At 67.4% G+C, this 22,907-nt stretch carries 16 protein-coding genes, 1 tRNA gene and 1 pseudogene; 9 read left to right on the top strand and 9 right to left on the bottom strand.

Annotated elements, in window-relative coordinates:
• Window positions 1-47 precede the first annotated feature (47 nt).
• Entirely contained in the window at window positions 48-2,474 is a 2,427-nt protein-coding gene (locus tag QE379_RS12605) for an ABC transporter permease (protein ID WP_307000944.1), read from the top strand.
• Here the strand turns inward: QE379_RS12605 and QE379_RS12600 are convergent.
• Entirely contained in the window at window positions 2,471-6,016 is a 3,546-nt protein-coding gene (locus QE379_RS12600; RefSeq protein ID WP_307000943.1) for a hydantoinase B/oxoprolinase family protein, read from the bottom strand. The two genes, QE379_RS12605 and QE379_RS12600, sit on opposite strands and share 4 nt — an antisense overlap.
• Before the next feature lie 95 nt (window positions 6,017-6,111).
• On the opposite strand from QE379_RS12600, the gene QE379_RS12595 reads away from it, so the two are divergent.
• The 4 genes from QE379_RS12595 to QE379_RS12580 are packed head-to-tail and all read left to right on the top strand — an operon-like array spanning window position 6,112 to window position 9,232.
• Window positions 6,112-6,621: a winged helix DNA-binding protein gene (locus QE379_RS12595; RefSeq protein WP_307000942.1), complete on the top strand. Its 510-nt coding sequence runs from the start codon at window positions 6,112-6,114 to the stop codon at window positions 6,619-6,621.
• Between the two features lie 12 nt (window positions 6,622-6,633).
• The gene (locus tag QE379_RS12590) at window positions 6,634-7,302 is read left to right on the top strand and encodes a DUF969 domain-containing protein (protein WP_307000941.1); all 669 of its coding nucleotides are present in this window, start codon (window positions 6,634-6,636) and stop codon (window positions 7,300-7,302) included.
• Window positions 7,299-8,249, top strand: coding sequence for a DUF979 domain-containing protein (locus QE379_RS12585; protein WP_307000939.1), 951 nt, complete (start codon window positions 7,299-7,301; stop codon window positions 8,247-8,249). The genes QE379_RS12590 and QE379_RS12585 overlap by 4 nt, the downstream gene beginning before the upstream one ends.
• Window positions 8,246-9,232 carry a DUF2891 domain-containing protein gene (locus tag QE379_RS12580; RefSeq protein ID WP_307000938.1) on the top strand — a complete coding sequence of 329 codons (987 nt, stop codon included), beginning with the start codon at window positions 8,246-8,248 and terminating at the stop codon, window positions 9,230-9,232. Before QE379_RS12585 ends, QE379_RS12580 begins: the two co-directional genes overlap by 4 nt.
• 18 nt (window positions 9,233-9,250) lie before the next feature.
• On the opposite strand, the gene QE379_RS12575 is transcribed toward QE379_RS12580, so the two are convergent.
• A complete protein-coding gene (locus QE379_RS12575; protein WP_307000937.1) occupies window positions 9,251-10,252 on the bottom strand; it encodes an SDR family oxidoreductase in 1,002 nt (333 codons plus the stop codon).
• 29 nt (window positions 10,253-10,281) lie between these two features.
• Window positions 10,282-10,716 (bottom strand): pyridoxamine 5'-phosphate oxidase family protein, encoded by a 435-nt coding sequence (locus QE379_RS12570; protein WP_307000936.1) that lies wholly within the window; start codon window positions 10,714-10,716, stop codon window positions 10,282-10,284.
• A gap of 144 nt (window positions 10,717-10,860) precedes the next feature.
• Here QE379_RS12570 and QE379_RS12565 point away from each other — a divergent pair, with 144 nt between their 5' ends.
• The gene (locus QE379_RS12565; RefSeq protein WP_307000935.1) at window positions 10,861-11,454 is read left to right on the top strand and encodes an exopolysaccharide biosynthesis protein; all 594 of its coding nucleotides are present in this window, start codon (window positions 10,861-10,863) and stop codon (window positions 11,452-11,454) included.
• A gap of 24 nt (window positions 11,455-11,478) precedes the next feature.
• Here the strand turns inward: QE379_RS12565 and QE379_RS12560 are convergent, their stop codons facing one another.
• The gene (locus QE379_RS12560) at window positions 11,479-13,881 is read right to left on the bottom strand and encodes a prolyl oligopeptidase family serine peptidase (protein WP_307000934.1); all 2,403 of its coding nucleotides are present in this window, start codon (window positions 13,879-13,881) and stop codon (window positions 11,479-11,481) included.
• Between the two features lie 68 nt (window positions 13,882-13,949).
• Window positions 13,950-14,195, bottom strand: a complete 246-nt coding sequence (locus QE379_RS12555; RefSeq protein ID WP_307000933.1) for a hypothetical protein — start codon at window positions 14,193-14,195, stop codon at window positions 13,950-13,952.
• Window positions 14,196-14,407: 212 nt separating this feature from the next.
• Here QE379_RS12555 and katG point away from each other — a divergent pair, with 212 nt between their 5' ends.
• Window positions 14,408-16,639: a catalase/peroxidase HPI gene (gene katG / locus QE379_RS12550; RefSeq protein WP_307000932.1), complete on the top strand. Its 2,232-nt coding sequence runs from the start codon at window positions 14,408-14,410 to the stop codon at window positions 16,637-16,639.
• Between the two features lie 226 nt (window positions 16,640-16,865).
• Window positions 16,866-19,331, top strand: a complete 2,466-nt coding sequence (locus QE379_RS12545; protein ID WP_307000931.1) for a TonB-dependent siderophore receptor — start codon at window positions 16,866-16,868, stop codon at window positions 19,329-19,331.
• A gap of 33 nt (window positions 19,332-19,364) precedes the next feature.
• Here QE379_RS12545 and QE379_RS12540 read toward each other — a convergent pair whose 3' ends face one another.
• From QE379_RS12540 to QE379_RS12530, 3 genes are all read right to left on the bottom strand, one after another.
• Window positions 19,365-19,634, bottom strand: coding sequence for a hypothetical protein (locus QE379_RS12540; protein ID WP_267433221.1), 270 nt, complete (start codon window positions 19,632-19,634; stop codon window positions 19,365-19,367).
• Window positions 19,635-19,688: 54 nt separating this feature from the next.
• On the bottom strand, window positions 19,689-20,477 hold the full coding sequence (locus QE379_RS12535; protein ID WP_307000930.1) for a DUF1206 domain-containing protein: 789 nt from the start codon (window positions 20,475-20,477) through the stop codon (window positions 19,689-19,691).
• A gap of 77 nt (window positions 20,478-20,554) precedes the next feature.
• Entirely contained in the window at window positions 20,555-21,043 is a 489-nt protein-coding gene (locus QE379_RS12530) for a DUF882 domain-containing protein (protein WP_307003205.1), read from the bottom strand.
• A gap of 275 nt (window positions 21,044-21,318) precedes the next feature.
• On the opposite strand from QE379_RS12530, the pseudogene QE379_RS12520 reads away from it, so the two are divergent.
• Window positions 21,319-22,720, top strand: a pseudogene (locus tag QE379_RS12520) (L,D-transpeptidase family protein).
• Between the two features lie 57 nt (window positions 22,721-22,777).
• Here QE379_RS12520 and QE379_RS12515 read toward each other — a convergent pair.
• Window positions 22,778-22,867 (bottom strand) — tRNA-Ser (locus QE379_RS12515).
• Window positions 22,868-22,907: the final 40 nt, after the last annotated feature.

Below are 22,907 nucleotides of genomic sequence, written 5' to 3'. Positions count from 1 at the left end.
CGTATCGTCGCCAGTGCGATGCGCGTGATCCGATCCGGGGGGATGTCATGATGAACGGCTTCGCGCTCACCTCGCTCTACCGCTCGCTTACCCGCCACAAGCTTTACGCGGCGCTCAACATCGGCGGACTGGCGGTGGGGATCGCGGTGTTCCTGATCCTCGGCCTCTATGTCCGGTTCGAGACGAGTTTCGAGCGATGGCTGCCGCATCATGACGAAATCCATGTCGTGCGGACCGAACTCCATCTGCCGGGCAGCCCGTTCAACGGCGCCTATCCGGTGACCATGGCCGGGCTGTTCGAGCAGATGCGGCAGGAGTTTCCCGGCCTGGTCGGCACGCGCCTTCGCGGCGGCAAGCTGGGGGGCAGTGTGATCCGCGAGGATGATGCGATCGCGGCCGACGTCGTCCAGGTCGATCCGTCCTTCTTCGACGTGTTCGACATTCCGATGGTGCGCGGAGACGGGCGCCGCGCGCTCTCCGAGCCGTCGGGGGCGTTGGTGAGCCGAAGCGAGGCTCAGCGATTGTTCGGCGATGCGGACCCCATGGGGCAAACCATCACCATCGCGGTCGACGCGCCGCAGGTCTATCGTATCGCCGGAATCTTCGAGGATCTGCCGAAGACGACCGAGCTTCAGGCCTCGATCCTGATCCCGATGCCGCGCACGCCGCCGCCCGCGGTGCAGTGGTCGTGGTACCGATGGGGCATGGTCGACGGGGCCACCTATCTTCGCTTCCCCAATGCGGCCGCGGCACGGGCGTTCGCCGCCAAGATGCCCGCCTTCATCCGTCGGCACGCCGGACAGGATCTAGGGCCCGATCCCACCAGGATCATCTCGCTTTCGCTGCTGCCGATCGCTCGACTGCACCTGGAGCCGCCGGGCGGGGCGGAGAGCAATGGACGTAGGCTGACCGTGGCGACGCTGGGGATGGTCGGCGTGCTGACGCTGCTGATCGCGATCATCAACTATGTGAACCTGGCGACGGCGCAATCCGGCCTGCGCGCGAGAGAGGTGGCGGTGCGCAAGGTACTGGGGGCCAGCAGGGCGGCCCTGATCCGCCAGTTTCTGGGGGAAGCGGCTGCAACGGCCGCGATGGCCAGCCTGCTCGGCATGATCCTGACCGAAGTGAGCCTGCCCGTCATCAATGCCGCCGGCGGCCTGTCGCTCCGCTTTCCCTATACCCTGGCGCTGCCCCTGCTGGTGGCGTTGGTGCTGATCATTGCCCTGGCGGCGGGAGCCTATCCGGCGGTGCGGCTGTCGCGCTTCTCCGCCGCCGCTGTCCTTGCGTCGGCGCAGGCGCCGGGCGGCGGGCGTCGTGGCACCCGCGCTCGCGAGGCGCTGGTCGTGATCCAGTTCAGCCTCGCCATCGCCTTCCTGATCGGCACCGTCGTGCTGGTCGCGCAGACGGCGCATGTCCGGCGGTCGGATCTGGGTTTCAGGCGCGACGGCCTGATGATCGTGGCGTCGCTGGCCGACAAACGCATCTTCCCGGATCAGGCCCGCCCGATCGTGGCGGCGCTCCGTCGCGTGCCCGGGGTCTTAGCGGTAGGAACCAGCGGATCGGCGCCGGGGATGGTCAATTATGGCGTGGACTCGATCGACCTGCCGGGTCGTCCGCCCCTGACGATCGGCAACGTCATCGTGGGACCCGACTTCTTTCGCACCTACGGCCCCAGGCTGCTGGCAGGGCGCGTGTTCGATGATGCGCACGGTGCCGACGATGCCAGCGATTGGACCAAATGGAAGAGCGGGCGCAACGTCGTCATCAACCGGAAGGCGGTCGAGCAACTCGGCTTCCGAACGCCCCAGGATGCGATCGGCAAGACCGTCGGCCGCCTCGCGCCCCGAACCATCATCGGCGTGATCGACCAACTCCGCTTCGCTTCGCCGCGCACCGCGGAGACGGCGACATTCTACCAATATGTCCGCGACGTTCCGTACCCCGCCGTCGCCGCGATCCGGTACACGGGTAGTTCGGCTGCGATGCTGGGCCGGATTCGGACGGTATGGCGACGCCTGTCGCCGCAAGTGCCGCTGGTCGTGGAGACGGCGGACCAGCGCCTGTCGGAATTCTATAAGGCCGACGATCATGCCACCCGTCTGTTCGGGATCGGGGCGGGGTTGGCGGTGCTGATCGGCTGTGTCGGGTTGTGGGGGCTGGCGTCGTTCAACACGGCGCGGCGCGTGCGCGAGATCGGCATTCGCAAGACGCTGGGCGCATCGTCCGCCGATATCGTGCGGCTGCTGGTCGGGCAGTTCCTGCGCCCCGTGCTGATCGCGAACGTGATCGCCTGGCCGTTGGCATTCGTCGCGATGCGGACATGGCTGTCCGGCTTCGACGATCGCATCGCACTGTCGCCATTCTATTTCGCAGGAGCGAGCCTGCTGGCCATCGGCATCGCGGTGCTGACCGTCCTGGGCCAGGCCCTGACCGCCAGCCGGGCGACCCCGGCATCGGCGCTTCGCCAGGACTAGGGCCGACCGTAGCCGCCACCGCCCGGCGTCTTAATCACGATCCGGTCGCCGGGTTTCAGTTCGACCTGGTCGGTGCCGCGCATCGCCTCGATCCGGCCATCGGCGCGCTCGACATGCTGAGCGCCCGCCATGCCGTCCCCGCCGCCCGCCAGGCCGAAGGGGGCGATGGTCCGGCGTGAGGCGACCAGCGTGGCGGTCATCGGCTCCAGCGCGGTGATCGCCCGGATCGCGCCGTCACCACCGCGATACCGTCCTTCGCCGCCCGAGCCCCGGCGGATGGCGAAGCGGTCGAGGCGGACGGGGTAGCGGCGTTCCAATATCTCGGGATCGGTGATCCGGGTGTTCGTCATATGGGTGTGCACCGCCGAGGCGCCGTCGAAACCGGGCCCGGCACCCGCGCCGCCGCAGATCGTCTCGTAATATTGATGCCGGGAATTGCCGAACAGGAAGTTGTTCATCGTGCCCTGCGCGGCGGCGGACGCACCCAGTGCCCCCAGCAAGGCGTTGCACACCGCCTGGCTGACCTCGGTATTCCCGGCCACCACCGCGCTGCCGGGTGGGGGAGAGAGGAACGACCCCTCCGGAATGACGATGGTAAGGGGGGCCAGGCAGCCCTCGTTGAGCGGCAGGTCTTCGCCCACCAGACAGCGAAAGGCATAGAGCACCACCGCGCGTGTGACGGCGGGGGGCGCGTTGAAATTGCCTGCGCTGGCCGGGCCGGTGCCGGTGAAGTCGATCGTCGCGGCCCGCGCGGCCCGGTCGATCGTGACCTCGACCTTCAACGGCGTGCCGTCGTCCATCTCATAGTCGAACCCGCCGTCCGACAGGTCGCTGAGCACGCGGCGGATGCTTTCCTCCGCATGTGCCATGACATGGCCCATATAGGCGCTGACCATCGGCCAGCCCTGGGCCGCGACCATCTCATTCAGTTCGGCGATGCCGGTCGCATTGGCGGCGAGCTGCGCCCTGATATCGGCGACATTGGTGTCCGGACTGCGTGCCGGATGGCGGGCCTCGCCCAGCAGACGGCGGAACGCTTCCTCGCGAAATTCGCCGCCGTCGACCAGCAGGAAATCGTCGATCACGACGCCTTCGTCCTCCAGCGTCCGGGAGTTGGGTGGCGTCGATCCCGGCGTCAGCCCGCCGATATCGGCATGATGGCCGCGATTGGCGACGAAGAAGCGAATGGCTCCGTCCTCGCCGAAGACCGGCGCAATGACCGTGACATCGGGCAGGTGGGTGCCGCCGTTGAAGGGATTGTTGAGTGCCACGACATCGCCGGGCTTCATGCTCCCGCCCCGGCTCGACAGCACCGCGCGCACGCTCTCTCCCATTGCGCCAAGATGCACGGGCACGTGCGGCGCATTGGCGATCAGATGCCCCGATGCGTCGAACAGCGCGCAGGAAAAGTCCAGCCGCTCCTTCATGTTGATGCTGACCGAGGTGTTGCGCAGCACTACGCCCATCCGCTCGGCGATGCCCATGAACTGGGTGTTGAACAGCTCCAGCCGGACGGGATCGACCACCGCCGGATCGGGCGCGGCGCGCCGGATCGCGCCGTCATGGGTCAGCAGCAATTCGCCGCCCTGGCCGACCTCCAGCGTCCAGCCGGGCTCGACCATGGTCGTCGCGATCGCCTCGCGGATCAGGGCGGGCCCGGTGATGCGGTCGCCGGGGCGCAGATGATCGCGGTCATGGATCGGCGTCCGGTGCTCCGCGCCGCCGGTCCAGACGGCGACGGTGGCCAGCGGCGGCGGCAACGGGCCGTCACGCGGGGGCAGGGGCGGGGGAGCCACCGGCTCGCCGGACAGGATCGCCTCCACGACCAGCGTTTCGATCACGATGTCTCGCTCGGGACTGACGAAGCCGAAGCGGGCGCGATGGGCCTGCTCGAACGCGGCGCGCATCGTCGCGGCATCGGCCAGCGTGACGCCCAATGCCGTATCGGTACCCGCATAGCGCAGATTGACGGTCACGACCCGGCTGGCGTCCCCGCCGACCTCCGCCGCCGCCGCATCGCCCAGTTCCGCCGCCAAGTCATCGAGCGGCGCGCCCAATGGCTGCTCGACCGAGCGTTGCCGGATCGCGACCCGATCCGCCAGCCCCATGCCATAAGCCGACAGCACGCCCGCCAGCGGATGGATCAGCACCCGGCTCATCCCCAGCATCTCGGCGATGCGGCAGGCATGCTGGCCGCCCGCGCCGCCGAAACACTGAAGCGCGAAGTCAGTGACATCCTCACCCCGCTCCAGCGCGACGCGCTTGATCGCCGCCGCCATATGCGCGACCGCGACCTCCAGAAAGCCTTCGGCGACCCGGCGGGGATCGTCCATGCCGGTCGTCGCGGCCAGTTCGGCGAACCCGCGCGCCGAAGCCTCGGCGTCCAGCGGCTGATCGCCATTCGGACCGAACACGGCGGGGAAATGGGCGGGCTGGATCTTGCCGACCAGGACATTGGCATCGGTCACGGTCAGGGGGCCGCCGCGTCGATAGCAAGCGGGGCCGGGATTGGCCCCGGCGCTGTCCGGCCCGACCCGGAAGCGCGCGCCGTCATAGTGCAGGATCGATCCGCCGCCCGCCGCGACCGTGTCGATCGCCATCATCGGCACGCGCATCTCGACCCCGGCGATCTCGGCGTCCAGTACCCGCTCGAACCGTCCGGCATAGAGGGCGACGTCGGTCGAGGTGCCGCCCATGTCGAAGCCGATCACCCGGCCGATCCCCGCCGCCTCCGCCGTCCGCGCCGCCGCCACGACGCCCCCCGCCGGGCCGGACAGGATCGCGTCCTTGCCTTGAAAGACCGAGGCCTCCGCCAGCCCGCCGTTCGACTGCATGAAATGGAGCGGTACGCCGTCCAGCGCGCCGGCGACGCGATCGACATAGCGACGCAGGACGGGGGACAGATAGGCATCGACCACGCTCGTCCGCCCGCGCGCGACCAGTCCGATCAGCGGGCTGACCGCATGGCTGGCCGAAACCTGTACGAAGCCGGCGGCCCGTGCGAGGGCGGCGACACGCTCTTCGACGGCGGGATGCGCCCAGGCATGGGTGAGCGCGATGGCGACCGCCTCATAGCCCTCCGCGCGCTTGGCCGCGAACATCGCGGCGACCTCCGCCTCGTTCAGCGGCGTCACCTCGCCACCGTCCCGGTCGATCCGGCCATCGATCTCGACCACGCCGTCATGGAGCGGTTCGGGCAGGCGGATGGCGAGGTCGAAGAGACGGGGACGCGCCTGGTTGCCGATGGTGAGCAGGTCGGCAAAGCCGCGATCGACCACCAGCAGCGTGCGGGTGCCCTTGCGCTCCAGCAGGGCGTTAGTTGCGACGGTGGTGCCCATCTTGACCTCGGCGATGACGTCGCTCGGTAGTAGGTCGCCGTCGGACAGGCCCAGCAATTGGCGGATGCCCGCCACCGCCGCATCGGCATAGCGTTCCGGGTTTTCGCTCAGCAATTTGGTGGTGGCCAGCGTGCCGTCCGGGGCTCGCGCGACGATGTCGGTAAAGGTCCCGCCACGATCGACCCAGAATGACCAGCGCGCCATCGCCAACACCTTGCCTGTAAATTATCGATGAATCGTCGCTATCATGTTGACAGCGTGATTGGCCAGAGCGATCCTCGCCGCATGTGGGAGGCTGTATGACGACTGGCAGGCGGGCAATCGTTTCCTCGGCGCATCTGGCCGATGGCTCTGCGCCCGCTTTGTCGGAGCTGGAGTTCAGCCTGACCCTCGCGGCGGCGGCCTATCAGCGCTGGATGACCCGCTGTGCCGCCGCGACCGGACTGTCGCTGACGCCGATCGAGGTGTTGATCCTCCACACCGTCCGCCACCGCGACCGGCCCAAGCGGATCGCCGATATCGCGCTGGTCCTGGATATCGAGGACACGCACCTCGTCACCTATGCCGTGCGCAAGCTGGAAAAGGCCGGGCTGATCGCGACCCGGCGCGAGGGCAAGGAAAAGCTGCTCGTCGCGACCGAGGCGGGGCGTGATTTCTGCGCGGGCTATCGCGACATTCGCGAGCGTATCCTGTCCAGGGCGGTCGAGGCCGACGGGCCCGACGCGGCCGCTTTGTCGGAGGCCGCCGACCTGCTGCGCCGCCTGTCGGGCCAGTATAACCAGGCGGCGCGTGCCGCCGCGACGCTGTAGGGCGGGGCGGCCATGCTGGTCCTGTCGGGCATCGCGATCATCATCATCGGCTTCGCGCTGGGGGTGAACCCCTTGCTGGTCGTGACGGTCGCGGCCTTCGCCAGTGCGGCGGCGGCGGGCTTCGGGCCGGTCGAGGTGATCGCGATGATCGGCAAGGCCTTCGTATCGAGCCGGTTCATGGCGGTCGCCTGGCTCGCGCTGCCGACGATCGGACTGCTGGAGCGGGCCGGGTTGCGGGAGCGGGCGCGCGATGTCGTGCGGCGTCTGCGCGGGGCGACGACGGGGCGGGTGTTGCTGGGCTATATGATGCTGCGTCAGATCACCGCCGCGCTGGGGCTGACCTCGCTGGGCGGGCATGTCCAGATGGTCCGCCCGATCATAGCCCCGATGGCCGAAGGCGCGGAGGAGCGGGATGAGGCGACTCCCCTCGACCCAGAGACGCGCGACCATATCCGCGCTCATGCCGCCGCCGTCGACAATATCGGGGTGTTCTTCGGTGAGGATGTGTTCATCGCGATCGGATCGATCCTGCTGATCCGCGCCATATTGGAGCAGGAGGGGATCATCGTCGCGCCCCTGCATGTCGCGCTCTGGGCGATCCCGACCGCGATGGCCGCGCTGCTGATCCATGGCGCGCGCTTGCTGATGCTCGACCGGCGGCTGAAGGCGCGTCGCGGGTGATCGGGCTCGACGCGCTGGGGATCGCAGCGGCGGCGCTGCCCGCGACGGTGGCGATCCATCATGCGCTGGATCGCAGAGAGGCGACGCGGTGGCGTAATGTCGGCTTCTGGGGCGTGTTCGCGATCCTGCTCGGCGCGGGGCCCTGGCTGCCCGATCTGTTGAACGGGTGTCTGGTGCTGGCAATGGTCGGACTGGCGACATGGGGCCTGCGCCCGTCGCCGGTGGTGAGCAGCGATCGACCTTCGTCCGTTCGCGGAGGTCCATGGCTTTTCGTACCCGCGCTCGCCTTGCCCGCCGTGACGCTGGCGGGGACGTTGCTGGTGCCGGATGGCCGGATCGCCGGGGTGGCGCTGATCGATCCCAAGCAGGTGTCTTTGGTCGCGTTGGCGCTCGGGGCATTGATCGCCCTGCTGCTCGCCGTCCGGTTGACCAGGCCGCCCGCGACCGCCCCCGCGGCGGAGTCCCGGCGGCTGTCGGATGCGGTGGGCTGGGCGATGATCCTGCCCCAGATGCTGGCGGCGCTGGGCGGGGTGTTCGCGATGGCGGGGGTCGGCAAGGTGGTCGCGGATGGCGTGACCAGCGTCATCGCGCTCGACACGCCGTTGACCGCGACCATCGCCTATTGCGTCGGCATGGCGCTGTTCACCATGGTGATGGGCAATGCCTTCGCCGCATTCCCGATCATGACGGCGGGGATCGGTTTGCCGATCGTCATCCACCGTTTCGGGGGCGACCCCGCCGCCGTCGCGGCGCTCGGCATGTTATCGGGATTTTGCGGAACGCTGATGACGCCGATGGCGGCGAATTTCAACATCGTGCCAGCCGCGATCCTGGAGCTTCGCGACCGGTTCGGGGTGATCCGCGTGCAATGGCCGACTGCCCTGCTGCTCCTCGTCTTCAACATCGCGGTGCTGGCCGCCTGCGGCTTTTCCGGAAGGATATCATGACCCCCGAACTCGCCGCCCGTTTCGCGCGCATCGCGCTGGGCCATGTGACGCGCGAATATCCGCACAAGGCGGACCATGTCTATGTCGGCGACGACGATCTCTATAGCCCGCGTCGCGTCCATCCGATCTTCTATGGCAGCTATGACTGGCATAGCTGTGTCCATGGCTATTGGCTGCTCACGCGGATACGCCGCCTCTATCCCGATATCGCCGAAGTCGGTGCGATCGACGCGCTGTTCGCCGATGCCCTGACGCCGGAGAAGGTCGAGGCCGAACGCGCCTATCTGGATCGACCGGACTCACGGGGGTTCGAGCGGCCCTATGGCTGGGCCTGGCTGCTGATGCTGGCCAGCGAACTGGCCGTGGCGGACAGCCCCCATGCGGCGACGCTTCGCCCCTTGGCGGAGGCCTTCGCCGCGCGGTGGCGCGACTATCTGCCGGTGCTGACCTATCCGGTGCGGGTCGGCACCCATGCCAATACCGCCTTCGCGCTGGTGCTGATCGACCGCTATGCTCGGGTGATGGGGGATGAGGGCCTGCGAAGCCTGATGACCGCGCGCGCCAAGACCTGGTTTGGGGAAGACCGCGCCGCCCAGGCCTGGGAGCCGAGCGGGCAGGACTTTCTTTCCCCGGTCCTGATCGAGGCGATGGCGATGCAGCGCTTGTTGCCGCCGGAGGACTTCGCCACCTGGTTCGCCGATTTCCTGCCCGGTCTGACCGATGGACAACCCGAAACGCTGTTCACCCCCGCGCGGGTCAGCGACCGGAGCGACGGGCAGATCGCCCATCTCGACGGCCTGAACCTCAGCCGCGCCTGGGCGATGCGGACCCTTGGGCCTGCCCTATCGGGGCCTGTCGCGACGCTGCTCGAAGATGGCGCCGCCCGCCATATCGACGCCGCGCTGGATGCGGTGGCGGGGGATTATATGGGCGAGCATTGGCTGGCGAGCTTCGCCACGCTCGCGATGACCGGATTGGACTGACGACGTAGCGGTCGACCCTTATGGGAACCCCGCGCCGCCATGCGCGCCGACGGCGGTGCCGGTCGAATAGGTGGTTTCGCCCGATGCCAGCGTGACGAACAATGCGGCCAGTTCGGCGGGCTGTCCGGCACGGCCTAGCGGGGTGTCCTGCCCGAATTCGTGCATCTTGCCGGGAAGCTGCCCGCCCGCGACCTGAAGCGGGGTCCAGATCGGGCCGGGGGAGACGGCGTTCACCCTTATGCCCTTCTTCGCGAGTTGCTTGGCCATGCCGCGCGTCAGGTTCTGGATCGCCGCCTTGGTCGAGGCATAGTCGATCAGATCCTCGCCCGGATCATAGGAATTCTGCGAGATGGTGTTGATGATGACCGACCCCGGCGGCATCGACGGGATCGCCGCCTTGGAAAAGCGGAACACATGGAACACGTTGGTTTCGTAGGTGCGGACGAACTGCTCGTCGCTGATCTCCAGGATATCCGCCTTGGACTGTTGATAGGCGGCATTGTTGACCAGCAGGTCGAGCCCGCCGAGCTGCGAGATCGCCTTGCGCACCGTGTCTTCACACGCCTTCTGCGTCCGGATGTCGGCGGGCAGCAGCACCGCCTTGCGCCCCGCCTGACGGATCAGGTCTGCGACCTCGCGCGCGTCGGGCTCTTCGCTGGGGTGGTAGTTGATCGCGACGTCCGCGCCTTCGCGGGCGAAGGCGATGGCGGCGGCGCGGCCGATGCCGCTGTCGCCGCCGGTCAGCAGCGCCTTGCGACCGGTCAGCTTGCCCGATCCGCGATAGCTGGTTTCGCCATGGTCGGGCCGGGGCGTCATCTTGCTGACCAGGGCGGGCCAGGGCTGGCGCTGTTCGGGGAAAGGCGTGCGGCTATAGGCGTTGCGGGGATCGCGAAGGCTGGGGGCGGTCCCTTGGGCCGCGCCACCGGCTTGCGCGATCGCGGTGCCTGGGCTGGCGGCTGCGGCAAGCCCGAGGGCGGCACCGCCGAGCACGCTGCGGCGGGAGGTATCGAGGTCGCTCATGTCATGTCCCCTGTTCGGAAAAATGGAGGTCAGGCGGCGACTTCGCCCTCTTCGCCGCCATCCCAATAGCGGATGCGCTCGGCATGGACCTGGATCATCATCACGCCCGGCGTATCGATCCCGTCGGGAAAGTAGCGGTCCAGGTCCTTGGTCCAATGCTCCTCGAACCGCGCCCGGTCCTGGATCAGCGCGGCGCGCCCCTCGATCGCGATGAACAGCGGCGGGCCGCCCAGCATCCCGACCGCGCCGGTATAGCTGAGCATCACTTCGGGATGTGCCCGGATCTCGGCGATCTTGCGCGACTGTTCATAGGCGAAGAAATAGCTGTCGCCGTCAAAGTCGACATCGCCATTGTTGCTCATGGGGCGGGCCGTGATCCCGCCGGTCGCGGAGTGGGTGCCGAGCATCGCGAAGTCGAGCTTCGCCATCTTCTTGGACAGGTCCGATAGCGTCCATTGCGCCATACGCTTGTTCTCCTGTCGGTGATGTCGAGCATGGCGAAGTGCCAACCCCATGAATCTCCGATGGAACTGCAACGGGCGGATGCGGCGATAGTTCATTTGCGATCGGTCGGAGGAACCGCGCGACTGTCATGCCGTTTGCCCGTCATGATGGATGGGCCAAGTAGCATCAGTGATATCCTGTCCACGCTGGACGATCTGGCGGACGATCATGACCGCGTCTCGCTCGGCGATGTCATAGAAGCGTTCGGGAACCGATCGTTCGGGCCGTTCCTGTTGCTGCCCGCACTGATCGACATCTCGCCGGTCGGTTCGATCCCCGGTTTGCCGTCCCTATTGGCGGTCGTCATCATCCTGGTCGCGGTGCAACTGGCGTTCGGGCGGCGGCATTTGTGGTTGCCCGAGTTCCTGAAGCGGCGCTCCGTCGCCAGCGACAAGGTGCGCAAGGCGGTGAAGAAGGCGCACAAGCCCGTCGCCTGGGCCGACCGCTGGTTTCACGGTCGGCTTCCGGCGCTGACCCATGGGCCGTTCCCGCGCATCGCGGCGGTCGCCTGCATCATCCTGGCGCTGACCGTGCCGCCGCTGGAGCTGCTGCCGCTCGCTACCACCGCGCCGATGGCGGCGATTGCGACCTTCGGCCTGGCGTTGATGGTGCGCGACGGACTGGTGATGATCGTCGCGCTTGCCCTGGCGGTCGGCGCGGTGGCGGTCGGGATCGGGTTGGCCGTCAGCAAATTATAGGCGGCCCTTCACGGGATCAGGCGATCACGGGGACGGAGCGACCTGCTTTGGCTTGACATACCGGTCGAGCCAGTCGGTCATCTGCCACAACGTCTCTTCGGTCGATTCCAGCGCGCGATAGCCGTGCGGTTCGTTGGGCAGGACGACATAGCGCACCGTCGCGCCATTGCCCTTCAACGCGGCATACATGCGCTCCGACTGGATGGGGAAGGTGCCGCTATTGTCGTCGGCCCCGCCATGGATCAGCAGAATGGGCGCCTTGATCCGGTCGGCATAGGTGAAGGGGCTCATCTTCGTATAGGTGTCGGTCGCCTGCCAATAGGTGCGCTGCTCCGCCTGGAAGCCGAAGGGGGTAAGGGTGCGGTTATAGGCCCCCGACCGCGCGATCCCCGCCCGGAACAGGTCGGTATGCGCCAGCAGATTGGCGGTCGTGAACGCGCCGTAACTATGACCGCCCACCGCGATGCGGCTCCGGTCGGCGACGCCCAGCTTGACCACCGCGTCGACGGCGGCCTGCGCATCCTCCTGAAGCTGTTTGACATAGGTGTCGTTCGCCTCCGCCCCGCCTTCGCCGATGATCGGCATCGCCGGGTCGTCGAGCACGGCATAGCCCTGGGTCAGCAGGAACAAATGGCTGATCCCGCGCGGACGGACGAAGCGGTTGCCCTGATCCACCGTCTGGCCCGCGACCTTCGCGTCGGTATATTCCGCCGGATAGGCCCAGAGCAGCGTCGGCAGCGGCCCGTCCCGCTTCGCATCATAGCCCGCAGGCAGATAAAGCGATCCCGACAACGGCAGGCCATCGGCGCGGTTATAGGTGATGGTCCGCTGCGTCACGCCTGCGAACACCGGGGCGGGATCGGCGAAATTCGTGACCGGCTTGGCGCCGCCGCCCTTGATGCTGCGGATCATGTAATTGGGGGGCAGCTTGGCGCTTTCCCGGCGGGTCAGGATGCGGCCCGCTTTGTCGTCGAGCAGCGCGACCACGTTTTCGTAATAGGGCGGTTTGGCGCTCCACAGCCGCGTCTGTTCGCCGCCGATCAAGGGCAGGGTGGCAAGGAAGGGGAAGGCGCCCGCTTTGGTCGCGCCTTCGCCGGTGACATAGACGCCGTCATGCTTCGGGGTGAAGCGCATCACCCGCTTGCCCGCCCCATTCTCCTCCAGCATCGGGCGGCCCGGATCGCCATATCGGTCCTGATAATTGCGGGTCAGCACGAGGCGCGCCTCGCCCGGTCGGCCCGGCGCGATCGCCAGCCGATGCTCGGTGCGTGAGCGCCATTCGCGGTCGACCACCAGGGCGAAGCCGTCATCGCCCCACCAGGTCGCGGCATAGCGGGCGGGCGTCCGCGCCAGTTCGACCGGCTCGGCGGTGAAGGGCGCGGCCTGCATCATCAGCCGGTCGTGATAGGCGATCTTGACGCGGGGATTGCCACCGTCCAGCGCCTCCGCCCAAACTAGGGTCGCAGGCGCGTCGGCGCGCCATTCGGCCTCGCGCGGACCCTTGACCGTCGCGTCGAAATCGACCGGCAGGTCATCGGCGAGCGGCCGGTCGACCAGCGTCTTCACCGCCTGTCCGTCGATGGTGGATACCGCGATCTCGGTCGGGAAGAAGCGCGCGGGCAGCAGATAGGAATAGGGTCGCTTGAGCCGCTCGGTCAGCAGATAGCGGCCATCGGGCGACACGCTGAAGTCGGTGATCAGGCCGGGCGTGCCGATCGGGCGGGCGGTGCCGTCCAGATCGATCCGGACGAGCTGGCCGGTGAAGTAATAGTCGAACAGCGCCTCGTCATGCGCATTGCCCAGCAGATCCTCGTAGGTCCGCGCGGCGGAGCGGCGACCGCTGCTCTCCTGCACGATCGGGCCGGTCGGCGTGGTACCGGCGACCGGCGGCGCGCCCCGGTTCGCGACCACGGTATAGGCGATCAGCGACCGGCTGTCCGGCGTCCAGACAAAGGGCGTGCCGAACGTGCCGTTGAGCCCCGTGGCGATGGCGCGGGCGCGACCGTCGCGTTCGGCGATCCAGAGCGACAGACCATCGGGCGCTTGCGCGTAGAAAGCCAGACGACTTCCGTCCGGCGACCAGTCCGGCGCGGCGAAGCGGGTGCCTGCGGGCAACTTGACCTCCACCGTTCGCCCGGTGCCCACGTCCTTGAAGCTCAGCGCGTTCAGCCATTGGACGCGGACCTCGGCCAGGCCGTTGGTCGCGGGATCGATGCGATAGCCGGCGAGGCGCAGGATGGGCTTGGACAGATTGGCGATGGAGGGCAGGCTCTCGCGCCCCAATATCGCCAGCGTGCGGTGATCGGGGCTGACCGCGACGGCGGGGGTAGGGGGCGTTTCCAGCGCCTTCGCGATCGCATCCGGCGCGCGGTGATAGCCCGTGCCCGGCGTCTGGGCATGGGCGGTGGTGGCCAGAAGGACGGCCACCAGACAAACTCCGACGCGCATTGGGAACCCCTTGTTTTACTATGCGAAGGGGTGTGGCACGTCAGGCCCTATCGCCGCAAGGCCGCCGCCAGCGTCAGCCCTGCCGTCAGTTGCAACAGCCCATAGGCGCGTCGGCGCAAGGGGTGACCGGAAAAGGGGCGGACCAGCGCGTCCACCGCCCCGACGTCAGAGCGCCAGAGGTCGACATGCCGCGTCGGCTGCAAGAGGCCCAGCATCCCGTCGCCGATCATGAAGACGGCGGCCATTTCGGCTGCGCGGCGAATGCCGATCCCGGTCGAGCTTGGTTCGGTCATATCCATTCTCCAAAGCCCTTCAACGCCTTGGGCGGCGCGATCGTCGCAAAATCGGGAACGCCTGGTGGGCACGGCTCGTCTGTTCGGTCGGCTCGATAAGTCTGACGAAGATAGTCGGCTTTACAGGTCGGGCCTTATCCGGCCTTATGCGCGGGTACCGGGCGGCTGACGGCGAATGTCGCTGCCTGGACCGAATTCAAGGAGTGGAACGAATGGCTTCCGAGATCGAAGAACGGCAAGGCCCGAACGCCGGGGAATGCCCGGTCGCACATGGCGGCGGTGGCGGCGGCGGGGCCGGTAAGCGCGGTGGTCGCGGCGGCCATGGCAACAAGGACTGGTGGCCGGAACGGCTCCGTCTGGAGGGGCTGAACCAGCATAACCCGCGCTCCAACCCGCTGGGCGAGAATTTCAACTATGCCGAGGAATTCGCGAAGCTCGACCTCGACGCGCTGATCGCCGATCTGCACGCGCTGATGACCGACAGCCAGGATTGGTGGCCAGCGGACTTCGGCCATTATGGCGGCCTGTTCATCCGCATGGCGTGGCACTCGGCCGGCACCTATCGCACCACCGACGGGCGCGGTGGGGCCGGCGGCGGGCAGCAGCGTTTCGCCCCGCTCAATAGCTGGCCGGATAACGCCAATCTCGACAAGGCGCGGCGGCTGTTGTGGCCGATCAAGCAGAAATATGGCGCAAGGATCAGTTGGGCGGACCTTTACGTCCTGACCGGCAATGTCGCGCTGGAATCCATGGGCCTCAAGACCTTCGGTTTCGCGGGCGGCCGCGCCGACACCTGGGAGCCGGAAGAACTCTATTGGGGCCCCGAGGGAAGCTGGCTGGGCGACGAGCGCTATTCGGGCGAGCGTCAGCTTCACCCGGCGCTGGGTGCGGTCCAGATGGGCCTCATCTATGTCAATCCGGAGGGGCCGAACAGCAATCCCGATCCGGTGGCCTCGGCGCACGACATCCGCATGACCTTCGCGCGGATGGCGATGAACGATGAGGAGACGGTCGCGCTCAACGCCGGTGGTCACACCTTCGGCAAGACGCATGGCGCGGGCGATCCGTCCTTCATCGGTCCCGAGCCGGAAGGCGCGGTGATCGAGGATCAGGGCCTGGGCTGGCGGTCCAAACATGCCAGCGGTTCGGGCGGCGACGCCATCACCTCGGGCCTGGAAGTGACGTGGAGCCAGACGCCGACGCGCTGGTCGAACAACTATTTCCGCAACCTGTTCGAATATGAGGACCAGTTCGAGCTGGTGAAGAGCCCGGCGGGCGCCTGGCAGTGGGAGGCCAAGTCCGCCCCCGCCGACGTACCGCATCCGCACGACCCGTCGAAGAAGCAGCATCCGCGCATGCTGACCTCCGACCTCGCGATGATCAAGGACCCGGAATATCGCAAGATTTCCGAGCGCTTCTACAAGGACCCGGACTATTTCGCCGAGACCTTCGCGCGCGCCTGGTTCAAGCTGACGCACCGCGACATGGGTCCGGTCGAGGGCTATCTCGGGCCGCTCGTGCCGCAGGAGCCGTTGCTTTGGCAGGACCGCGTCGACCCGCTGGATCATCCGGTGGTCGATGAGGCCGATATCGCGTCGCTGAAGGCGAAGATCCTGGATTCGGGCCTGTCGGTTCCCGCGCTGGTCGGTGCGGCCTGGGCTTCGGCCTCGACCTATCGCCGGTCGGACAAGCGCGGTGGCTCGAACGGTGGCCGCGTGCGGCTTGCTCCCCAGAAGGACTGGGAGGTCAACAACCCGGCTCAGCTGGCGGAGGTGCTGGCGAAACTGGAAGCGATCCAGGGTGAGTTCAACGCCTCGGCGACCGGCGGCAAGAAGGTGTCGATGGCCGACCTGATCGTGCTGGGCGGTTGCGCGGCGGTCGAGAAGGCGGCGAAGGATGGCGGGGTCGAGGTGACCGTGCCCTTCACGCCGGGCCGGATGGACGCGCGTGAGGAGCAGACGGATGTCGAGTCCTTCGCGGTGCTGGAGCCGTTGGCGGACGGCTTCCGCAACTATCGCCAGGGGCCGCAATTCATGGTGCCGGAGGAAGCGCTGGTCGATCGTGCCCAGCTTCTGGGACTCAGCGGGCCCGAGATGACGGTGCTGGTCGGTGGCTTGCGCGTGCTGGGCGCCAATGCGGTCGGCGTGGCGGATGGCGTCTTCACTGATCGGGTGGGCACCTTGTCGAACGACTTCTTCGTCAACCTGCTCGACATGAACACCGAGTGGGAGCCGACCGACAACGACAATCGCTTCGCGGGACGCGACCGTCGGACCAAGGAGCACACCAAGTCGGCGACCCGCGTCGACCTGATCTTCGGATCGCATTCGGAACTGCGCGCACTGGCCGAGGCCTATGCCTGCTCCGACTCGAACGGACCGTTCGTGCGCGATTTCGTGAAGGCGTGGGACAAGGTGATGAACGCCGGTCGCATGGACATCTGATCCATCCTACCTGCGTGACGGAAGAGGGGGGCGTGCCGACATGGTACGGCCCCTTTTTCATGCCCTCTTGCCGAGACGCTATGCCCAAGACCTTGTTCCTAAACGGTTAAAACCAAATCCCTATCGGGCAGATAGAAATTGTTGGTCCGAAGGCGACCGATCGCGCGTTAAGGCCGGACAAGCCCGCTGCTCGGCAATAAGCGGGTCAGAACAAGGATTTCAGGGAATGATACAGGGCCGCACCATCGCCCTTCTCGGGGTTTCGCTCCTCTCGCTGGTCGCGCAGACCGCCTATGCGCAGACCGCCACCTCTTCGCCCACGCAGCAGGGCCAGGCGGAGGATCAGACCGCGCCGACTGCCGGGGCCGCGACGACGGGTGACGAGGGCAACGACATCATCGTCACCGGCACGCGCACGGAAGGCCGCACCCGGCTGGACAGCGTGTCGCCGGTCGACGTGCTGAGCGGTGCCAGCCTTCAGCGACAGGGGACCACCGAACTCGCCTCCGCGCTGGCGGCGGTCGCTCCCTCGATCGACTTCCCGCGCCCTTCGGCGAACGACGCGACCGACGCGATCCGCCCCGCGACGCTGCGTGGCTTGTCACCCGACCAGACGCTGGTCCTGATCAACGGCATTCGCGGCCACAGCTCGGCCAATCTCAACACCAACGGCACGGTCGGGCGCGGTTCGGCGGCGGTCGATCTCAACACCGTGCCCACCGTCGCGCTCGACCGGATCGAGGTGCTGCGCGACGGCGCTTCGGCGCAATATGGGTCGGACGCGATCGCGGGTGTCGTCAACCTGCGTCTGCGCGAAGCCCGCTCGGGCGGCGGCGCGTCGGTGACCTATGGCTTCTACAACACCCAGGTGGATACCGCCGCCAACAGCCGTCACGTCAATGGCGAGCCGGTCGTCACCGCATCGGCCTGGCAGGGCATCGGTTTCGGTAGCGACGGCTTCATCACCGTCTCGGGCGAATATACCAAGCGCCAGCCGACCAACCGCGCCGATATCGATCGCCGCGTCACCCCCAACCGCGTCACCGGCCGCTATGGCGATCCCGAGGTCGAGCAGTTCACCGGCTTCGTCAATGCGGGCACCTCGCTGACCGACAATCTCAGCCTCTATGCCTTTGGCGGCTATCAGGACCGCGACACGCGCGGCGCGGCCTTCCCGCGCAACGCCAATGCCTCGACCACGCTGGCGGGCTATCCCGACGGCTTCCTGCCGATCATCAACACCAAGACCAAGGATATCAATTCCGCGGTCGGGCTGCGGGGTGATTTCGGCGGCTATAATGTCGATCTGTCGTTCAGCTATGGCCGCAACACAGTGGACTTCCGCACGCTCAATTCGGCCAATTATGCCTATGGCGCGGCGACTCCGACAAATTTCTATGACGGCCAGGTCGCCTATGACCAATATGTCGCCGGACTGGACGTCACGCGCAAGTTCGACGTGTTCCAGTCGCTCAACGTCGCCTTCGGCGTCGAAGGACGGCGCGAGGGGTACAAGATCTCGCCGGGCGAGCAGGCCTCCTACGGTTATCCGACAACCGGCGCGGTGGCGGGCGCATCGCCGGGCGCGCAGGGCTTTGGCGGGTTCAGCCCGGCCAACGCCACCAAGCGCGACCGTCACAGCGGCAGCATCTATCTGGATGTCGAGGCGCAGGTCACCGACAAGCTGCTGATCGGCCTGGCTGGGCGAGGCGAGGATTATTCGGACTTCGGATCGACCGCGACGGGCAAGGTCTCGGCGCGCTATGACGTGGCCGACTGGTTCGCGCTACGCGGCACCGCCTCGACCGGCTTCCGCGCGCCGTCGCTGCAACAGCAATATTTCACCCAGATCGCCTCGGTCGTGACCAATGGCGTGCCGATCCTGACCGGCACTTTCCCTTCGGTCAGCGTGGTCGGCACGGCGCTGGGCGGCCTGCCGCTGGAGCCGGAAAAGTCGACCAACCTGTCGGTGGGCACGGTGATCCGGGCGGGGGGCTTCGACCTGACGATCGATGCCTATCGTATCCATATCCGCAACCAGATCGGCCTGTCGGAGAATATCACGACGTCGAACAGCCAGTCGGCGGCGGTCAATGCCGAGATCGCGCGCCTGCTGGCCCAGACCAACACCGGCGCGACGGCGGCGCGCTTCTTCATCAATGGTCTGGCCAGCACCACCAAGGGCATCGACGTGGTCGCGCATTATCGCCTCCGCACCGAAAGCGTAGGGAGCTTCGACTTCACGCTGGCGGGTAACGTCAACACGATCGAGGTGACGCGCGTGCCCACCTCGACCGCGACGCTGAACCCCGCGCCGACGCTGTTCGCGCGCAGCCGCATCCTGACGCTGGAGGAAGGAACGCCGGGCGAGAAGGTCACCGGCACGATCGACTGGTCGCTGGACCAGCTGGGCGCGCTGGCCCGCGTGACCTATTATGGCAACGTCAACCAGCCGGGCACGACGCCCGCCGCCGACGTGCTGACCGGCAATCGCGCGATCACCGACCTGGAACTGCGCTATACCGCGCGGAAGGGCGCGCAGATCGGGCTGGGCGTCAGCAACCTGTTCGACGTCTATCCGCGTGCGACGCCGATCGCGAACAACTCGACCGGCGTGCTGGGCTTTCCCTATTTCTCGCCCTTCGGGTTCAGCGGGCGCTACGTCTATGCGCGGGCCGGCCTGAACTGGTAAGGCGGGCCTGAGCCGGGGAAGGGGGGCGACCCGTCAGTCGTCCCCTTCCTCCATCTCACGGTCGATCTCATCCATGAAGTCGCGTGCGGCCTCGCGGTCGGCCTCGTCCTCGAACGCGTCTTCCAGATCGGGCGCGGCGCCCAGCATATAGGCGAGGCACCACAGGGCGAAGCGACGCCCGCTATCGCGCTCCAGCCCGAATTGCAGCCGCAACCGCTCGATACCGGCGGTAAGCTGTTCGGGCGTGAGGTCGGCAATCTCTTCGGTGCCGAAGAAGCGGACGAGCAACTGATCGAAATCCATGCCGCCTGATAGCCGAAGCTAGGCCCGCTCCCAAGGGGCCCGATGCGGCGACGCTCAACGAAAGCTGGTCGCGCGGCGGACCATGGCGTCGACCGGCACATCGTGCAGCACCCGGTACCGCGCCTCGACCAGGCTGAACAGGCCGAAGCCCAGCAGTCCGGCCCCGACGATCAGGTCGAAGGGGTTGGTCAGCCAGGACAGGACATGCGCCATGCCCCCGGCTTCGCGCGCCTGTTCCTCCAGGCCCGCCTTCACCAGCAGGAAGCCGCTGATGAGGAAGACGAGGCCCCGCGCCGCATAACCCGCGCGACCGCTCCACATCACCCAGGCCCGGCGGGCCATGTCCGGCTCCAGATAGCGGAGGAAGGAGCCCTTCGCCGCCTTCACCAACTGAATGACCCCAAGCAGGGCCAGCACCGCCGCGCCGACCAGCACCAGCGCCCAGCCGCCGGGAAGCTCCAGGGCGGTTTCGGTCCCTTGCCGAGTCCCGTCACCCGAAAGCGCGGCTCCGCGCATCAGCTGAACGGCCTGCCAGGCCAGGAACAGATGGACGATCCCGCTGACCCCGGCCCCTGCGCGTTCGGCGATCCCCTTGCGATCCGATCCATGCCGCTCGATGTCGAGCGCCGCGTCCGCCAGCCGCCAGATGCCATAGGCGACCAGCCCCGCCGCCATGACGCCCAGCAGGAACTGGCCGCCGCCCTTGCCCAGATACTCCAACGCGCCGCTAGGGTCCTCCGCGCGTCCCGTGCGCAGGATCAGCACGGCGATGACGATGTAGAGCAGCCCCCGCGTGGCGAAGCCGATCCGCGTCAGGTTGGTCAGGCGTGCGCTCGCGTTCATGGCATCTCCTTGATTTGCAGGAGACAACAGAGGGAGGGGCGGTCCGTTCCGCCCGGGAAACGGACCGGATGCGGGGCTCAGCTCCAGTGGCGAACCGGACCCGTATCGACATGGACGAAGCCGTCATGCGGATAATAGCCGACACCCCCGGCACGCAGCGACAGTGCCGCGTCGCGCAGCCGGTTCAGTGGTACGCCCGGAATGGCGATGTCGGTCGCCTTGCCCAGCATATGCTGGCTCTTGCTGGCGACCCCGTGCGAGCGGGCGTGCATCGCGCCGTTGGTCTTCGGGCTGCGATAGGCCGACACCAGCCGCAACGGCTTGGTCGGCGCGATGTCCAGACGATCACGCAGGCGGACCAGCAGGTCGAGCAGCTTCGGGTCCATCGTCCGCGTCGCGCCGGTGCGCCAGTCGCGCATCGCATGGTTCAACTCGGCGAGGCCATCGGCGCGGTAGCGGCCATCGGCGAAGAAGCACACGTCGCATCGCTCGCGAGTGTTGGCGTTGACGAAGGCGAGACGGCGTTCGGGCGTGCGTGCCGACACGCGTTCCGACAGCGCCGCCATCACCAGCGCGGCCGCGCCACCGCCAATCAGGTCGCGGCGGGAATAAGGGGATTGAGACAAATGCGTTTTCCGGTCGAGGAGGGAAGCCCCTTATTACAACAGGATGGTTGACGACACTTGATCCCGTTCCGCCCTCTCGTCGCACCATGCCCACCGCTCGCCCGATTGGGGCCGCTTCGGTTGATCGGGAGCCGACGCCGTTTCGGTGCGTTGCTGCTTTCCGGATAAGGGAGTGACCTGTGCAGAAGCGGATGGGGACGTCGTTGGTGCTGGCCATGATGCTGGCAGGATGTAGCGGGCAGGGCACCGCGGATCGGAATGTGACCGCCCCCGCCAAGGAGCAGGCCGGACCCGCCCAATGGAGCGACAAGACCAGATCGCAGCTGCGCGAGGCGATCGATGCGCGCGCCGCGCACGGGCTCGACCATATGCCCTTCGATGCCGATGTCAGCCATGACGCCGCCCTGACCACCCAGGCGCTGCGCTATGCGGCGGCGCTGGCGCGCGGAGCGACCGATCCGACCAAGCTCTATGACGTCTATACGGTCCCCCGCCCGTCGCCCGACCTGAAGGCGGGTCTGGCGGCGGCGCTCAAGGCCGGGGACCTGACCGGTTGGCTGAACGGCCTTGCACCGCAGGACGCCAATTACAAGAAGCTCTCCGCCGCCTATCTCAAGCTGGTGCGCCCAGCCCCAGCCACAGGATAGCGCGACCCCGATCGTCGACAGCGGCGAGGCGATCAAGCCCGGTGCCACGGATCCCCGACTTCCCGCCATCGCGCGCGAACTGGTCATTCTGGACTATCTGCCCCGCAATATCGCGCCGGGCGCCACCTACACCCCCCAGATGGTTGCCGCCGTTCGGCAGATGCAGGCGGATTACGGCATGAAGCCCGACGGCGTCATCGGTGACGAGGCGCTGGCGATCCTCAACATGTCGGACGCCGACCGCGCGCGCGCGGTGGCGATCGCGATGGAGCGGCTCCGCTGGCTGGAACGCACGCCGCCCGCGACCCGGATCGACGTCAACATCGCGGCGGCGCGGCTGACCTATTGGCGCGACGGCAAGATCGTCGACAGCCGCAAGGTGGTGGTCGGCGAACCCGACACCGAGACGCCGCAGCTTAGCTCGCCCATCTTCCGCCTCGTCGCCAACCCGACCTGGACGGTGCCCCGTTCCATCCAGGAGAAGGAGATCGCCAAGAAGGGCGCGGGGTATCTCAAGGCGAACAACATGGTCTGGAAGGACGGCTGGATCGTCCAGCAGCCCGGCCCCAAGAACTCGCTGGGCCTGGTCAAGTTCGACATGCAGAACGACCACGCCATCTATCTGCACGACACCCCCGCCAAGGTGATGTTCGGCATGGTTCAGCGCCAGCGCAGCCATGGCTGCGTTCGCGTCGACGACGCACTGGGATTCGCGGAGATGCTCGCCAGGGACGAGGACGTGCTCGATCAGTGGCACCAGGCGCGGCAGACGGGCAAGGAGAGCTTCGTCAAACTGCCGCGCCAGATTCCGGTCCGGCTGCTCTACCAGACCGTGCTGTTCGACGACGACGGTGAGCCGATCGTCCGCAACGACCCCTATGGCTGGGACGATCGCATCGGCTCGGCACTGGGCTTCAAGGCGGGCAAGGCGTTGCGCGTCCAGACCGGCGCGGCGGATGTCGGACCGTAAGGCGTCGAGGGCGGTCTGATCGGCCGCGACGTTCACCGCGTCGCGGCTTGGCATGGATGGCGGAAGAGGTGGGATTCGAACCCACGGATGGCTTGCACCATCGCCGGTTTTCAAGACCGGTGCCTTAAACCGCTCGGCCACTCTTCCGGGATCGGCGCGGGAGGTGCGTTTACCCCAAGCGAGCGGG

The organism is Sphingomonas sp. SORGH_AS_0879, from assembly GCF_030819175.1.
Taxonomy (GTDB): Bacteria; Pseudomonadota; Alphaproteobacteria; order Sphingomonadales; family Sphingomonadaceae; genus Sphingomonas.
This window is presented reverse-complemented; position numbering and strand designations above follow the sequence as displayed.

Coding starts and splice junctions, on each gene's coding strand:
- QE379_RS12605 (WP_307000944.1), top strand. CDS start 48: ATGATGAACGGCTTCGCGCTCACCTCGCTCTACCGCTCGCTTACCCGC.
- QE379_RS12600 (WP_307000943.1), bottom strand. CDS start 6,016: ATGGCGCGCTGGTCATTCTGGGTCGATCGTGGCGGGACCTTTACCGAC.
- QE379_RS12595 (WP_307000942.1), top strand. CDS start 6,112: ATGACGACTGGCAGGCGGGCAATCGTTTCCTCGGCGCATCTGGCCGAT.
- QE379_RS12590 (WP_307000941.1), top strand. CDS start 6,634: ATGCTGGTCCTGTCGGGCATCGCGATCATCATCATCGGCTTCGCGCTG.
- QE379_RS12580 (WP_307000938.1), top strand. CDS start 8,246: ATGACCCCCGAACTCGCCGCCCGTTTCGCGCGCATCGCGCTGGGCCAT.
- QE379_RS12575 (WP_307000937.1), bottom strand. CDS start 10,252: ATGAGCGACCTCGATACCTCCCGCCGCAGCGTGCTCGGCGGTGCCGCC.
- QE379_RS12570 (WP_307000936.1), bottom strand. CDS start 10,716: ATGGCGCAATGGACGCTATCGGACCTGTCCAAGAAGATGGCGAAGCTC.
- QE379_RS12565 (WP_307000935.1), top strand. CDS start 10,861: ATGATGGATGGGCCAAGTAGCATCAGTGATATCCTGTCCACGCTGGAC.
- QE379_RS12555 (WP_307000933.1), bottom strand. CDS start 14,195: ATGACCGAACCAAGCTCGACCGGGATCGGCATTCGCCGCGCAGCCGAA.
- katG (WP_307000932.1), top strand. CDS start 14,408: ATGGCTTCCGAGATCGAAGAACGGCAAGGCCCGAACGCCGGGGAATGC.
- QE379_RS12545 (WP_307000931.1), top strand. CDS start 16,866: ATGATACAGGGCCGCACCATCGCCCTTCTCGGGGTTTCGCTCCTCTCG.
- QE379_RS12540 (WP_267433221.1), bottom strand. CDS start 19,634: ATGGATTTCGATCAGTTGCTCGTCCGCTTCTTCGGCACCGAAGAGATT.
- QE379_RS12535 (WP_307000930.1), bottom strand. CDS start 20,477: ATGAACGCGAGCGCACGCCTGACCAACCTGACGCGGATCGGCTTCGCC.
- QE379_RS12530 (WP_307003205.1), bottom strand. CDS start 21,043: ATGGCGGCGCTGTCGGAACGCGTGTCGGCACGCACGCCCGAACGCCGT.